The organism is Dactylosporangium sp. NPDC049140 (assembly GCF_040648435.1).
The window spans coordinates 62,172-77,491 of record NZ_JBEZDS010000052.1 but is presented as its reverse complement, the minus strand read 5'-3'; the positions used below and the strand labels follow the sequence as shown (position 1 = coordinate 77,491).

8 protein-coding genes and 3 pseudogenes are annotated in these 15,320 nt (G+C 70.6%); 7 read left to right on the top strand and 4 right to left on the bottom strand.

The annotated features are described in order from the left end of the window. Nucleotides 1-880: 880 nt before the first annotated feature. Complete coding sequence (locus AB0B76_RS48370; protein WP_360389637.1) at nucleotides 881-1,156, bottom strand: tyrosine-type recombinase/integrase; 276 nt, start codon at nucleotides 1,154-1,156, stop codon at nucleotides 881-883. Here AB0B76_RS48370 and AB0B76_RS48365 point away from each other — a divergent pair. From AB0B76_RS48365 to AB0B76_RS48350, 4 genes are all read left to right on the top strand, one after another. Further along, nucleotides 1,143-1,757: a glycoside hydrolase family 27 protein gene (locus tag AB0B76_RS48365; RefSeq protein WP_360389634.1), complete on the top strand. Its 615-nt coding sequence runs from the start codon at nucleotides 1,143-1,145 to the stop codon at nucleotides 1,755-1,757. The genes AB0B76_RS48370 and AB0B76_RS48365 overlap by 14 nt on opposite strands. Continuing rightward, complete coding sequence (locus AB0B76_RS48360) at nucleotides 1,751-2,191, top strand: hypothetical protein (RefSeq protein WP_360389631.1); 441 nt, start codon at nucleotides 1,751-1,753, stop codon at nucleotides 2,189-2,191. The genes AB0B76_RS48365 and AB0B76_RS48360 overlap by 7 nt, the downstream gene beginning before the upstream one ends. Before the next feature lie 177 nt (nucleotides 2,192-2,368). Then, nucleotides 2,369-7,789, top strand: coding sequence for an AAA family ATPase (locus tag AB0B76_RS48355; RefSeq protein WP_360389628.1), 5,421 nt, complete (start codon nucleotides 2,369-2,371; stop codon nucleotides 7,787-7,789). A gap of 454 nt (nucleotides 7,790-8,243) precedes the next feature. Then, on the top strand, nucleotides 8,244-9,488 hold the full coding sequence (locus tag AB0B76_RS48350; protein WP_360389626.1) for an IS110 family transposase: 1,245 nt from the start codon (nucleotides 8,244-8,246) through the stop codon (nucleotides 9,486-9,488). A gap of 46 nt (nucleotides 9,489-9,534) precedes the next feature. Here AB0B76_RS48350 and AB0B76_RS48345 read toward each other — a convergent pair whose 3' ends face one another. Beyond that, nucleotides 9,535-10,932 carry an FAD-binding protein gene (locus tag AB0B76_RS48345; protein ID WP_360389624.1) on the bottom strand — a complete coding sequence of 466 codons (1,398 nt, stop codon included), beginning with the start codon at nucleotides 10,930-10,932 and terminating at the stop codon, nucleotides 9,535-9,537. Between the two features lie 501 nt (nucleotides 10,933-11,433). Next, nucleotides 11,434-11,842 (bottom strand): annotated as a pseudogene (locus AB0B76_RS48340) (NUDIX hydrolase); the annotation flags it as partial. 65 nt (nucleotides 11,843-11,907) lie between these two features. Here AB0B76_RS48340 and AB0B76_RS48335 point away from each other — a divergent pair. Then, a complete protein-coding gene (locus tag AB0B76_RS48335) occupies nucleotides 11,908-12,675 on the top strand; it encodes a PIG-L deacetylase family protein (protein ID WP_360389621.1) in 768 nt (255 codons plus the stop codon). 3 nt (nucleotides 12,676-12,678) lie between these two features. On the opposite strand, the pseudogene AB0B76_RS48330 reads toward AB0B76_RS48335, so the two are convergent. Beyond that, a pseudogene (locus tag AB0B76_RS48330) lies at nucleotides 12,679-13,074 on the bottom strand (alpha/beta hydrolase fold domain-containing protein); the annotation flags it as partial. 472 nt (nucleotides 13,075-13,546) lie between these two features. Between AB0B76_RS48330 and AB0B76_RS48325 the strand changes: the two are divergent. Next, nucleotides 13,547-14,644 carry an integrase core domain-containing protein gene (locus AB0B76_RS48325; RefSeq protein WP_360389619.1) on the top strand — a complete coding sequence of 366 codons (1,098 nt, stop codon included), beginning with the start codon at nucleotides 13,547-13,549 and terminating at the stop codon, nucleotides 14,642-14,644. A gap of 393 nt (nucleotides 14,645-15,037) precedes the next feature. Next, nucleotides 15,038-15,229: pseudogene (locus AB0B76_RS48320) on the top strand (LacI family transcriptional regulator); the annotation flags it as partial. Nucleotides 15,230-15,320: the final 91 nt, after the last annotated feature.

The following is a 15,320-nucleotide window of genomic DNA, read 5'->3' as shown; positions in this document are numbered from 1 at the left end:
GATCCGCGACGACATCCACGAAGCGTTCATGAGCCTCGCCTGCTCCATCATCTGCTACCGCCGACTCATCAAGTGATCATTCTGTTAGGACTTGTAAGTCAAACCTTGAGCCGGTAGCGCTTCATCGCGCCAGGCGTCGAGTGAGCTGACCGCCTAGGCTTCGGGGGAGCCGCTTGGCTTGGAGGCGCCCCTCCGGTCCAGCCCTTAAGAAAGGGTTGGCTGTCTTCCTTCCCTCCCGTGATGGGGCGGCGCGCGGCGCCGCTATGTGGAGCACGTCAACCGGCCGAACCAGGTCGCGTTCGCCGGCTGCATGACGTGTTGTCGCAGAGTCGTTTCTGCTGCTTGGCGGATGGGGTTTGTTGTGGCTCGTTGAATTGCAGTTTGGGACTGGCCAGCAGTACGTCAGCTAATCGCTGATTGAGCGATCCGGTCCGGGCGAGCACCCACCGAGCACCCAACCAACCCCGCGAAACAAAGCGTCAGGGCCCCGTCCCGAGTTTCCCCAGGTCAGGGCCCTAATAATTGGTACGCCGCGTAGGACTTGAACCTACAACCCGCAGATTAAGAGTCTGCTGGCGTGGCTCGGGCTGCCTCTCCTCGATCCACTACCAGCCGTGGGGCTCAAAGCGGGGGGTTTATGGGGGCGCCCGTTTGGCTAATCGACAAAGAGTAATGGCTTTAGCCTGTTTTCCCAGCTCAAGCGATTTTCCGTGTCGGGACAGCGGGATTCGAACCCACGACCCCTTGACCCCCAGTCGTCGGAGGCCCCAGCGACGTGCTCAGCAACGTTCTCCCAGGTCGCTGCAAGCATAAACCGGCCGAGTAAAGGGGTCTGAGATTCTGATGCCGTTCCGCATCGAAGATGCGCTGCTCGCAGCGGCTATGTTGCCGTCCGGTGAGGTGTTCTGGTGACGTGGCTGACGTTTGCTGGTGGTGTGACGAGTTGGGCGAGGTCGTAGGCGGCTTGTTGGCGGCGGTGGGCGTTGATGCGGGTGTAGTAGCGCATCAGGGTGGCAGGGTCGTGGCCGAGGCGTTCGGCGACTTCGGGGATGCCGTAGCCGAGGTCGAGGAGGTTGGAGGCGAGGAGGTGGCGGATCTGGTGCGGCCCGATCGGGCGGACGTGCGCGGCGCGGGCGAGTTGGTTGAAACTCGGCATCTACGAGGACGCCGGTACCGCTACCTGCGCGGGTTACCCGGGCAGCCTGGGGCACGAGGCGCAGGATGCGCGGCTGTTCGCGTCCTGGGGCGTGGACTACCTCAAGTACGACAACTGCAACAACGCCGGGCAGACCAGCCAGCAGCAGTACATCGCCCGCTACACGGCGATGCGCGACGCGCTGGCGGCGACCGGGCGGCCGATCGTGTTCAGCATCTGCGAGTGGGGGTCCAGTTCGCCGTGGACGTGGGGTGCCAACGTGGGCAACCTGTGGCGCACCACGGGCGACATCAGCGCGTCGTTCTCCAGCATGCTGTCCATTTACCGGCGCAACGTGACCCTCGCCCAGTACGCCGGTCCCGGCGCGTGGAACGACCCGGACATGCTCGAGGTCGGGCGGGGCATGTCCACCGAGGAGGATCGCACCGAGTTCAGCCTGTGGGCGGAGATGGCCGCGCCGCTGCTGGCCGGCAACAACCTGGTCACCGCGAGCGCCACCACGCTGTCCATCCTGGGCAACAAGGCCGTGATCGCGGTCGACCACGACGCGCTGGGCAAGCAGGGCGGGAGGTCAGCTCCTCCGGCGGGCTGCACGTGCTGACCAAGCCGCTGTCCAACGGGGACGTCTCCGTGGTGCTGTTCAACGAGAACTCCGGAGCGGCGACGATCAGCACCATCGCGGCCGCGGTCGGCAAGACCGGCGCCGCGACGTACACCCTCGACGACCTGTGGACCGGGGCCAGCAGCAGCACCAGCGGGACGATCAGCGCGAGCGTCCCGGGGCATGGTGTGGTCATGTACCGGGTGTCGGGTGGCCGCAGTAGCCCGTCGCCGTCGCCGAGCGGCTCCGGTTCGCCCGGCCCGTCACCGTCGTCGTCCAGTACCGGTGTGCCGGTCGCGTGCCGCGTGTCGGACGTGGTCAGCGCGTGGGGCACCGGGCTGACCGCGAACATCACGATCACCAACAGCGGCCGAACTTCGTGCCAGAGCCAGCATGCCGTGTCCGCTGGCAGCCACCAATGTCACCCGGGCTGAGCCACGTGAGCCGAACAGCTACCTGATCAGCATCGTGGGTCGGCGCACCAGGTGCTAGATACGATATGAGGTATATCCGACCGGACACAGGGGTGTCGGATGACAGAACGCGAAGTGCTACCGGGCCGAGATCCGGCCGTTCGAAGCGCGATATTGCACGAAAGCGAGCGCGCATGCGTGAGCCGGCTGTTCGCTGGTGGGCGGACGGTCATCGGCAAGGAGGCGCTGGGCGCGGATGCGCAGCGGCGGTTGCAGCACGAGTCCGCGATTCTCGAGCGGCTGCGCGGCGTAGCGGGGGTCGCGCAGTTGGTGGAGGCACCGCCGTGCCCGCGGTTGATCGTGCTGGAAGACGTCGGCGGCAGTGCACTGTCCGCGGTGGCGAAGCCGCTGGCGGTTGATGAGCTTATCGGGCTTGCCCTGGGGCTGGCCCAGGCGGTGGCGAGGATGCACCGGCGGGGTGTGATGCACCGTGACATCACGCCGGCGAACGTCGTGGTCGCCCGCGACGGCGCGCCCTGTCTGGTGGATTTTGCGTTGGCGACGTCGTTCGCCGAGATCCGGCCCGAGTTCACGCATCCGACGGAGATCGTGGGGACGCTGGAGTATCTGGCGCCGGAGCAGACCGGGCGTACCGGCCGGCCGGTGGATCAGCGCGCGGATCTGTATGCGCTGGGGGCGACGCTGTATGAGTTGGCGACGGGTGCGCCGCCGTTCGGTTCGGGTGACCCGCTGCGGCTCACGCATGATCATTTGGCGCGGGTTCCGGTGCCGCCGGTGGAGGTGAACTCGGCCGTACCCGCCCCGCTGTCCGAGATCATCATGCATCTGCTGGAGAAGGAGCCGGACAACCGGTACCAGACGGCGGAGGGTGTGCTCTACGACTTGGAGCGGTTGCGGGACGGCGGAACGCGCCGTGGGAAGGCGGTGTGGCGGGTCGGCGAGCGTGACGTTCCGTTGCGGCTGTTGCCGCCGTCGCGGCTGGTGGGGCGGGACGCGGAGGTGGCGGCGCTGGAGGCGGCGTTCGACGAGGCGCAGGTGGGCCGGTGTCGCGGGGTGCTGGTCGCGGGGGCGCCGGGGGTGGGCAAGACGGCGCTGGTCGACGAGCTGCGGTCGGTGGCGACGGGCCGGGACGGCTGGTTCGTGGCGGGCAAGTTCGACGAGTATCGGCGGGATTTGGAGTTCGACGCGGTCTATCAGGCGTTCCGGGCGTTGGGCCGGTTGTTGCTGGCCGAGCCGGAGGGCGAGCTGGCCGAGATTCGTGGGCGGATCCTGGGGGCGCTGGGTCCGCATGCGAGCCTGATGACCGCGGTGGTGCCGGAGTTCGCGGCGCTGCTGGGCGTGCCGCCCGACCCGGGCGATCCGCTGACCGCGCAGACGCGGGCCCAGCGCATGGCGGTTGAGGTGCTGCGTGTGGTCGCCTCGCCGAAGCGGCCGGTGATTCTTGTCCTCGACGATCTGCAGTGGGCGGGGCATGCGCCGCTGGGGTTCGTGGACCTGGTGATCAGCGAGGCGTCGATTGACGGGCTGTTGCTGGTGGGTGCGTATCGTGAGGCCGGCGCGACCGCTGCGCATCTGCTGGCGGGACAGCTGTCGCGGTGGCGGCGCCAATCGGCGGTGCGGTGTCTGCGGCTGGATAACCTGCCGGTGTCCGCCTCCGTCGCGATGGTGGCCGAGGTGCTCCACGAGGACCCGGCGGCGGTGGCCGGCCTGGCCGAGATGATCAACCCGTGTACGTCCGGGAATCCGTACGAGACCGTCGAGCTGCTCAACGGACTGCGGCGCGATGACGTGCTGACGGCGACCGCGGACGGTTGGCGGTGGGATGAGGCGCAGGTGCGGGCGCGCCTGGGCCGGTCCGAGGTGGCCGAGCTGCTGGCGGCGCGGGTCGACGCCATGCCGGCGATGTCCCGGCAGATGCTCGATGCGATGGCCTGTCTCGGCGGGCGGACGGAGCCGCGCGTGCTGCAGACCGCCACCGCCGAGCCGGCGGATGTCGTGGAACACCGGCTGGCGCCCGCCATCGACGACGGCGTGCTGGTGGCCGAGCCCGGGGTGCGGCCGTCGGTGCGGTTCCGCCACGACCGGATCCGCGAGGTGATCCTGCGCCAGCTGGACCCGCCGCGGCGGCACGCCCTGCATCTGGCGATGGCGCGGCGGCTCGCGGCCGAGCCGGAGCTGTATGCGGTCGCGGCCGGGCAGTACCTGCACGTGGTCGACGCGGTCGATGACGCCGCGGAGCGGCCGCTGGTGGTGCGGCTGCTGCGCCGCGCCGCGGGCCAGGCGATGTTGATCGGGGACTACGCGCTGGTGAACGCGCTGCTGGCGGCCGCGTTGCGGCTGATCGGCCCGCACGAGACAGCCGCGCTCGCCGAGGTGCACACCGGCCGGCACGCCGCGCTGTACAGCCTCGGGCGCCTGGAGGAAGCGGACGAGGAGTACCACACGATCGAGGGGCTGTGCGCGACTGCGTTCGAGCGCGTGGATCCGACGGTGGTGCAGGTACGCAGCCTGACCCACCGCAGCCGCTACGCCGAGGCGATCGCGCTCGGCCTGGCCGCGCTGCGCGAGCTGGGCATCGCCATGCCGGCCGCGGATCGGCTCCCCATGGAGTTCGGCCAGCGGCTCGACCAGCTGTACTGGTGGCTAGAGCACACCGAAGACGTCGACGAGCTGGCCCGGCCCGAGGTCACCGAGCCGGCGCTGCTTGCCGCGAGCCGTCTGATCAACGCCATCCTGCCGGCCGCCTACTTCACCGCCCACACGACATTCGCCTGGCTGAGCCTGGAGGCGCTGCGGGCGTGGATCGAGTACGGCCCTGCGCGTACGCTGCTGGGCCCCGCGTGCCACGCCGGCTTCGCCGTCGTTGCGGTGCGCGGCGACTACGCCGTCGGGTACCGGACGCTGCGGCGGTTCGTCGCGCTGGGCGAGGGGCGCGGCTACGAGCCGGACACCTCACAGGTGCGCTTCCTGTTCTCGTTGCAGAGCTGCTGGTCCGAACCGCTCGACGAGTGCGTCGCGGCGGCGCAGCGGGCACGCGAAGGGTTGATCGCCGGAGGCGACCTGGCCAACGTGGGTTACACCTACCACTCCACCGCGATGTCCATGCTGGAGTGCGTGCCCTCACTGGAGCTCTACGTCACCGAAATGCGGACCGCACTGACCTACCTGCGGCGCACCGGCAGCGAGCAGAGCATCCATTGGCTCGACGGCTACCGGTGGCTGGCCCGCGTGCTGGTCGCCGAAAGTTCCGCCGCGGCCGGCGAGGCCGACCCGTTCGACCAATACGCCGACAGCCCGTGGGCGCTGTTCCACGCGTACGTTGCCCGCGCGATCGTCGCCGCCATCTTCGGCGACGTGGCGGCGCTTGCACGGCACACGGCCGCGATGATGTCGCTTCTGCCGATCGCCGGGCATGGCCTCTACACGTCCGCCCAAGCGCGGTTGCTGCGCGGGCTGGCCCTCGCCGTCCAGGCCCGGGACGCCCAGGGCCCCGAGCGGGGCGATCTGCTGGCCGAACTGGACGACGTGACCGGCTGGCTGGCCGCCCGTGCCGTGGACGCGCCGGACAACTTCCTGCACATGCTGCGGCTGCTGGAGGCGGAACGGGCGTGGGCCCTCGGCGACTTCCGCGGCGCCGCCCTCGGCTTCGACGCCGCCCGGCATGCGGTCGGGCGGCGGCGCCCGTGGCATCGAGCCCTGATCACCGAACACGCGGCGCGCTTCTACCTCGCCCACGGCCTCGAAGACGCCGGCTCCGGCCTGCTCGCCGAGGCCCGCCACGAGTACCTCGCCTGGGGCGCCACCGCGAAGGTCGACCAACTCGACTGGGCCTACCCGGCCCTGGCCACACAGGCCGACACGGTCACCGGCCCGGACACCCACCGCCGCTCCAGCGTCGCCACCGGCACCATCGATCTGCTCGCCGTCCTCTCCGCGTCGCGGGCGTTGAGCTCCGAGACCAGCGTCGAAGGTCTGTACCGCCGCCTGGTCGAGGTGCTCAGCGCGATGACCGGCGCCACCGGCGTACACCTGCTGCTGTGGAGCGACGACCAGCAAGACTGGCTGCTGTGCGCACCGGGCGGCGACGGCCGCGTCATCCCGGCGTGCGGAACCGGACACGAACACACCGTGCCGACGTCCGTCCTGCGCTACGCCCAGCGGATGCGGGAAACCCTGGTCGTGGCCGATGCCACCCGCGACGACCGCTTCGCCCGCGACCCGTACTTCGCCGACGTCACCTGCTGTGCGCTGCTGGCCGTGCCCATCATCAGCCGCGGCGCCTTGCAGGCGGTACTCCTCCTCGAGAACCGCCTCATCCGCACCGCGTTCACCACCGACCGCCTCGACGGTGTCAAACTCATCGCCGGCCAGCTCACGGTCTCCCTCGACAACGCCCAGCTGTACGCCGCGTTCCGGCGCATCGCCGACGAGCAAGCGGCCCTGCGGCGAGTCGCGACACTGGTCGCCCGCGGCATTGAACCCGAACTCGTCTTCGCCGCCGTGGCCGGCGAAGTCGCCACGCTCCTCGGCGCCGACGGCACCGCGGTCGTCCGGTTCGACGCCGACGGCCAGGCAACCGTCATGGGCGGCTACGGCTTCGAACACGCCCACGCCGGTTTGCGGGGCAAGCCCGGCGAGGACTCGGCCATGGCATCGGTCCAGGCCACCGGCCGCGCCGCCCGCCGCGACACCTACGACCCGACGTACCGGTGGACGCTTCATGCGGCGACCGACTCGAGCCCGGGCGAGACCACCCCCACGGCGGTCCGCTCTGCGGTCGCCAGCCCGATCGTGGTCGAGGGCCGGCTCTGGGGCGCCATCAACGTCGGATCACGCCACGAACGGCTGCCTCAGGACGCCGAACAACGACTCGCGGACTTCACCGAGCTCGTCGCGACCGCCATCGCCAACACCGAAAGCCGGGCCGAGCTCACCCTTTCCCGCGCGCGGATCGTCGCCGCCGCCGACCAGAGCCGCCGGCGCATCGAACGGGACCTGCACGACGGCGCCCAGCAGCAGCTGGTCTCGCTGGCGCTGCGGCTGCGCATGGCACAAGCGGCGCTGCCCCCCGAACTCGACACACTCGCCGCACAGCTCGACCAGGCCGTCGCCGACGCGACAGGCGCCCTGGACGGACTACGCGAGATCTCCCACGGCATCCACCCCGCCATCCTGACCGATAGCGGCCTCGGACCGGCGCTGCGCTCGCTGGCCCGACGCTCCCCGATCCCGGTCGAGCTCAACCTCCACACCCAGGACCGCCTACCCGAGCCGATCGAAGTCAGCGCCTACTACATCGTGGCCGAGGCACTCACCAACGCGGCCAAGCACGCACGCGCCACAACCGCCACCATCACCGTCGAAACCGACACCACCGGCAACCACCTGTACGTCACCATCCACGACGACGGCATCGGCGGCGCCGACTTCACCCGGGGCACCGGCCTGCTCGGCCTCAAGGACCGCGCCGAAGCGCTCGGCGGCCGACTGATCCTCCACAGTACACCCGGGACAGGCACCAACCTGCGCGCGGAACTCCCACTCACCCCCAACAGCAGCGACACCTCCACGGGCACGGCGCCAGCTGCGCGGTCGTGATCGGCAACACGGTGCCGTACGCACCGTGAAGAGCTAGACGTGGCGCGTGGCGGCGCAGTTGACGGCATTGCTCGGCGGGCCCCCAGCGCCGGCGGCAGACGGCACGCGGTGGCTGGCCCCCGCTTCGCGGGCCACACACCCCGCCCGGCGGCTTAGAAGGTCCGTCGAGTGGCTCCAGCCGGGCTTCTATTGATCCGCCGGTTGCCGTGACGGCAGTCCAGGATGGCGGAAAATGGTGGGGTGGCGGTGGCCGGCCGCGTTGACGTCGTTTCCTCGATTGGGGCTGCGAGCCCGATATTGATCCGGACGCGGGGGCTAGGGGCAGGTGCCCAGGACTGTTGCTGCGAGCACGTGACTCAATCTCTTGGTTGGTCCGCTCCCATGTCGGCCGGTCGCCGCCAATTCCAGGGTAGTCCGGGTGGCGTCCCGGGCCGGCTATGGCGTGGAGGCTGTGATGGCGATCAGGACAGTGGTGGACCGCGCGGCCGGGTTGGATATCGCCAAGGCGTCCCTGGCGGCGTGTGTGCGGGTGCCGGCGGGGCGGGGGTGGCGGACCGAGAAGCGGATCTTCTCGACCACCACGGCCGGGTTGCTGGACCTGGCCGACTGGCTGGCCGGGTACCGGGTCCGGCTGGTCGGGATGGAGTCCACCGGGCGGTACTGGAAGCCGGTGTTCTATCTGCTGGAGCAGCAGCTGGAATGCTGGCTGCTCAACCCGCGGCATATGCGGGCGGTGCCGGGCCGCAAGACCGACATGACCGACGCGGAGTGGATCTGCGACCTGGTGGCACACGGGCTGGTCCGGCCCTCGTTCGTGCCCGGGCCGCCGATCCGCTGGCTGCGGGAACTGACCCGCCGCCGCAGTGTGCTGCTGCGGGAACGGGCCCGGGAGAAGCAGCGCATGCAGCAGGTCCTCGAAGATGCCGGGGTCAAGCTGTCCGTGGTCGCCACCGACATCTTCGGCGTGTCCGGACGGGCCATCATCACCGCGCTGATCAGCGGGGAACGTGACGAGCACCGCCTGGCCGAACTGGCCCGCGGCCGGATGCGCACCAAACTGCCCGCCCTGGCCGAAGCGCTGGTCGGCCGGTTCGGCGAGCACCACGCCTACCTCGCCGCGCAGATCCTGCGACACGTCGACATGATCAACGAACTGGTCGGCGAGCTCAACCACCGCATCCACACCGAGATCGCCCCCTACCAGCAACAGATCGACCTGCTCGACACCATCCCCGGCATCGACCAGGATAGCGCCCAAGCCATCCTGGCCGAGATCGGCCCGGACATGCACCGCTTCCCCACCGCCGCACACCTGGCCTCCTGGGCCGGACTGTGCCCCGGCAACAACAAGACCGGCGGCAAAGCCAAACCCGCCGCTACCCGCCACGGCAACCGATGCCTCAAAGCCACCTGCGGCACCGCCGCCCTCGGCGCCATCCGCACCCGCAACCGCTATCCCAACGCCCAGTTCCGGCGCGTCGCCGCCCGCCGCGGCGGCAAACGCGCCCTCACCGCCGTCGCGCACACCCTGCTCCACGCCGCCTGGCACGTCCTGACCACCAACACCACCTACCACGACCTCGGCCCCGACTACTTCCTCACCCGCGACAACCCCGCACGCCACCGCCGCCGAGCCGTCGACATCCTCCAACGACTCGGCTACCGCGTCACCCTCGAACCCATCCCCACCACACCCTGACCCCACACCAAGACCTAATTTTCGACTCATCCCACACCTAACTCGGTCACAGCCAGTGGTTCACGTTGGTCGGGTCGGCGCCCTGGGCGAGGTATCCGGTGAAGAGGCGGTCCGGGTCCCGGGCCGCGCGGATCTCCTGCAGCCGGGCGAACTGCGCGTCGCCGAGCACCTTGAGCTCGCGGTGGGCTGGGTCGGAGTCGCCGAGATACTGGCCCACGGTGACCGGTTGCAGTTCGGCCGTCCGCGCGGTGAGCCAGTCGCGCAATGGTTCGTCGTCGGCCGCGTCCTCGTAGATGACGTACGTGGCCTGGTAGATCTCGCTCTGCAGGGAGCAGGCCATGTCCGGCAGTTCGCGCAGCGGCGCCATGCTGAACCAGATCGCGTACGACTTGGGCGTCGGCAACTCGGTGAAGGTACGCCGCAGCGCGGGGACTACCGCCTCGGGCGTACCGTCCAACCAGGCACTGTCGGCCCGGTAGCGGTGGCCCTCCGGGTTGGCGACGAATTGCGCGGCGCGTTGCGGCCCGAGGTCGGGATGCTCGGTGACGGCGCGCAGGTGCGCCTGGTCGGCCAGTGGGGAGGTCCACAGAGGAGCGAGCGCCCGGTCGGCTTCTTCGCGGGTCTCGGCGAGTGCGAGTCCGGTGACCGCGAGCAGATGCCCGCCCGGGTGGCCCGGCACCGGCCGCGGCGGTGTCATGGCCAGCGCGACGATCTCCACGTCCGGCGACACCGTGCCGTGTACCCGCTGCAGCCAGCTCATCACGTCGGCGTAGTAGTCGAGCGGGTAGAGCTCGACGGACTCGACGACGACCGGTGGCATCGACCGGGTCTGCAGGTGGAACGCGACGACGACGCCCGGGAAGCCGGGCCCTGCGCCCCGCGCGGCCCAGAGGAGATCGGTGTTCCGGGTCGCGTCCGCCGGGATCAGCTCGCCATCGGCGGTGACGACGTCCACGGCCACGACGTTCTCGGCGGCCCATCCCCAGCCGCGTGCGAGGTAGCCCTGGCCGCCCTGCAGCAGGAAGCCGCCGATGCCGACGGTCGGGCAGTGCCCGCCGCTGAAGAAGCGGCCCCGCGCCTCGAGGAATGGCCCGAGGTCGGTGCCGCCCCGGACGGCGGGGCCGGCCACGACTACGGCCGTGGCGTCGTCGTACGCCATGGAGCGAAGCCCGCCGAGGTCGATGAGCAGGGCGTCGTCCCGGACGCTCCAGACGGCCCAGCTGTGCCCGCCGGACCGGACGGACACCTGCCAGCCACGCTCGCGGGCCGTGCGGACGCCGGCAACGACATCCTCCGCGTCGGCGGCGAGCAGCACGGCGGCCGGGCGCCGATCGGGACGTCGGGCGTTGAACACCCGCCCGAAGACGGCATCCTCAAACGCGGCATCGCCGGGCATGACCCAGGTGCCACGAACCTCGGGCAATGGTGAAGCGGTGTGGGACATCGGTGATCTTTCCCTCGCCTGCGAGGTACACCCTTCCACGACGCCTTTGTGTGGTTCCCACAAGCGGAAATGGTCAGGCGCTACGGAGTACCAGCAATCAGGCTTGGTGATGGCGCCAAGGCTTGCAGGACGGCCCGCCGTCCGGCTGACTGGGACACCACGCCGACACCATGCCTCCGCCCTCCCCCCGAAGGAACATGCCGCGAATAAGCGTATACCCTGCGCCGCGCCGGGCGTCACCTGCCAACACCGCCGACAGCATCTGCGTGGTCGCCTCCGACGGCCCCGTTTTGGTCAGCCGCGAGGTCCCCGAGGAGGGCATCGCCTGCCACGAGATTTGGAACGCCGAGGGGATCCCGGCCCGGACCACCGCGGCGGAACCGCGGGGACCCCACCGAGCGCCCTCGCCGTCCCGCCCGTCACAGGGCATCAAGTCGGATCGACAAAGTCGGCGGACGGCCACCTGGACAACCGCGGGGCTCCAGTCGCCGCGAGGTCGTCGACCGGGACCCACGCGGCGGCGCCGGCGTCGGTGCCCGAGCGGGGCTCCCGGCAGGTCGGGCGCGAACGCGAGGTAGGCCACCGACACCACCCGCATGCGCGGATCGCGACCGGGCGCGCCGTAGGTGGCCGGCTGCTCCAGGTGCAGCCGCCGCGGCGAGGCGTCCAGCCCCGTCTCCTCAGCCGGCTCCCGGGCGGCCGCCACCGGTAGGTCCTCGCCCTCGCGGGCGAACCCGCCGGGCGGTGCCCACCCGCCCTGGCTCGGCGGGGCGGCGCGGCGGATCAGCAGCACGTGCAGCGCGCCGCGGCGGATGGTGAACGCGACGACGTCGACGGTCACCGCGACCGCGGGGTAGGCGCGCGCGTCGTACCCGGCGAGGAACTCGCGCCGTCCACCGGTGCTTCTCAGAGTGAATCCACCCGGGCAAGCCCGAACAACCGGGTTCGTGGACGCGCGGTCGTTAGCATGAGCCGGTGACCACTCCGCCGGTGACGGTTCCGGCGCTCCGCGAAGACTGGCAGCGGGCACTGTGCGTGGCCGCCCACCCCGACGACCTCGAATACGGCGTGGCCTCGGCGGTCGCCCGTTGGACGGCGCAGGGCAAGCAGGTGGTCTACCTGCTGGTGACTCGGGGCGAGGCGGGCATCGACGGGCTCGACCCGTCGGAGGCGGGGCCGCTGCGCGAGGCGGAGCAGCGCGCGGCCGGCAACGCGGTCGGCGTCGACGAGTTGGAGTTCCTCGACTACACCGACGGCGTCGTGGAATACGGGCTGGGCCTGCGGCGCGACCTCGCCCGGGCGATCCGCCGGCACCGGCCGGACATCGTCATCACCGGCTCCTACGCCGACAAGATGGACGGCGGGTTCGTCAACCAGGCCGATCACCGGGCCGTGGGGTTGGCGACCCTCGATGCCGTCCGCGACGCGGCCAACCGCTGGGTCTTCCGGGAGTTGAGCGCGGAGGGCCACACGCCCTGGGCGGGCGTGCAGACCGTGCTGTTCAACACCATATCGCCGGTCAACTGCGGCGTCGACGTGACCGACTATCTCGAGCAGGGCAAGACGGCGATGCGGGCCCACCACAGCTACTTCGCCGGGCTCGGCGAGGGCGTGGCCGACCCGGGCGAGATCGTGGCACACATCGCGACGGAGGCCGGCAGGCAGATGGGCGTGCCGGCGGCGACGCTCTTTGAGGCGTACGTGCTCGACCCGACCGGCCCGCCGCCGTGGGAGACCGCCTGAGTCTTACGGGCGCAGCGCCCGCCGCAGCGCCTCGCCGGCCTGGGCGACGGCGAGCGGCGCGGCGTCGAACAGCGCGAGCTTGCGCGGGAAGTTGTGGTTGAGCCCCGGGTAGCGCACCGCCACCGCGGGCACCCCGGCGGCGGCGAGCGCGGCCGCGTAGGCCTCGCCCTCGTCGCGCAGGACGTCGTATTCCGCGGTGATGACCAGCGCCGGCGGCAGCCCGGCCAGGTCGGCGGTGAGCGGGGCCAGGTCAGGCGAGGAACGGTCGACCCGGCCCGGCGGGGCGAACGCGTCCCAGAAGAACCGCATCTCGTCGCCGGTCAGGCCGTAGGCGTCAAGGTCGGGGTAGCGCATCCGCGGGTCGATGACCGGGCAGACGAGCACCTGGAACGCGAACGGCTCGCCCCGGTCCCGGGGGCCGGCGGGCGCCCACGGCCGCGAGGTGGCCGCCGGCGGAGTCGCCGGCGATCGCCAGCCGCGCCCCGTTGAGGCTTGCGGTCCGGCTTGCCGTCCCTGTGCCTATCTATCGGCTCTATCGGCATGGCCCACGTTTACCTGTTCTGGGCGTGGCCGCCCGGCCCGGGCCAGCCGGATCGCGGCGGCGGTGAGGAGCGCGACGGCGCCGAGGACCAGCAGCGCAGCGTTCAGTCCGCCGATCGTTGCCACGGACTCGCGGTAGTGCGTGGCGATCTGGTCCGGGAGCAGGCCGATGCCGGTGTCGCCGTCCTCAGGCAGGAAGGCGTCGAGGTTGCGCCTGCCGAAAACTCATCCATGCTGGTGGGAGCCAGTATGCGTAGCCGCTCCGATCTTGGCGTGGTTCCCCGTTCGGGTTCTCGCGTACCTGGTGCTCGCTGCGGCATGATGGTCCGTCGTGCTGCTGCGACTGGCCTACCTCGGACTGACCAACGTGTTCGCGGTTCTGCGCCTGCTGCCCACGAGTGACCGGGACAAGGACATCGAGATCCTCGTCCTGCGGCATCAGATCATGGTGCTGCGGCGCCAGCTCGGCAACGAGAAGATGCGGTTCGACAACGGCGACCGGGCGTGCCTGGCGGCGTTGCTGCACCGGCTACCACGCGACGTGCCGAGCCGCATGCGGCTGCCGGTGCGCCCCGAGACGGTGCTGCGCTGGCATCGAGATCTGCTCGCCCGCCGGCATGCACGCGTCTCCCGGCCCGGACGCCCTGGACGACCGCGGACCGTACGGTCCATCCGCGCGTTGGTGCTGCGCCTGGCCCGGGAGAATCCGCAGTGGGGCTACCGGCGCCTGCACGGCGAGTTGCTGACCCTGGGAGTCAAGGTCGCAGCGTCCACGGTCTGGGAGATGCTGCGGGAGGCCGGGATCGATCCGGCACCCGAACGGGCGGCCGGCACCTGGGCCGACTTCCTACGCTCCCAGGCCGACGCCCTGCTGGCCTGCGACTTCCTCGAAACCGTCACCCTGACCGGCACACGGATGTACGTCCTCGCGGTGATCGAACATGCCAGCCGGCGGATCCGGATTCTGGGCGCCACCGCCCACCCGACCGGCCCGTGGGTGGTACAGGCCGTGAAGAACCTCGTCATGGACCTCGAGGACACTGGAAGCAGGGCACGGTTCCTGATCCGCGACCGGGACGGCAAGTTCCCGAAACTGTTCGACGCGATCCTCGCCGACACGGGCATTACCGTGGTGCGGAGCGGCATCCAGACGCCGAGAATGAACTCAATCATGGAACGATGGGTGCAGACCTGCCGCCGTGAACTACTGGACCGGACGCTCATCTGGAACCAGCGACATCTGTTGCACGCCATGCGCGAGTTCGAGTCGCACTACAACGGCCACCGCCCGCACCAAGGCATCGCAAACGCGCGACCGTCGCGTCCATTGCCACCGCCAATCGCCGACCCGGACAAGATCCGCCACCTCCACATCCGACGACACGACCGCCTCGGCGGCATCCTGCACGAGTACCAGCATGCCGCTTGAACTGCACGGACACAGTTTTCGGCAAGCGCAGGGTTCGCCGACCGGCACGGCGGCACTGAGCGAGGCGTTGCGCTGGCCGCCGACATAGAGCCTGGATTGTCGCCGGGATCAGTGCTCGAGGTCGGCGTCGGCACCGGCGTTGTTTCCGTCGCCTGATCCGGATTGGCCGCGAACTTACCGTCTCTCTCCGTGCCTGGTCTCATATCAAGCGTGAACGATGTCCGCCCGCCTACCTGCCGCGCCGGCCGGCGCCGCCCTGCTCAGGTGCGCCCGCTGCCGGTCCGGCGCCCGCGAATGTATCTACCCGCCGCCGTGCCGCGCACGCCGGCCGCGAGCACGGTCACCCGGCCCGGGCGGCAGCCCCAAACATCCCGCCACCCTTCGCGTAACGGCTTCGGTACCTGGCTGTTTCGTCCGGCGGCGACCGGCTGGTATCCGGCCAAGGCGCCGCAGCGGTCCCGGCCGGTGCCTGTGCGGGCCGAGCCGTGGCCCGGCGTGCCGATCCGGGGACGCAACGCCGCGGGCCGGGCGGACGGCACGTGGGCACCGATCGCGCCGGAACTGACGCCGCACGGGCTGCGGCACGGTTCAGCTGGCGACGGGCCGCCAGCTGAACCCTTCGGAAGGAACCGACCGGCGGGCCGCAGAGCAGTCTCGGTTTAGCGGACGCCGTGGC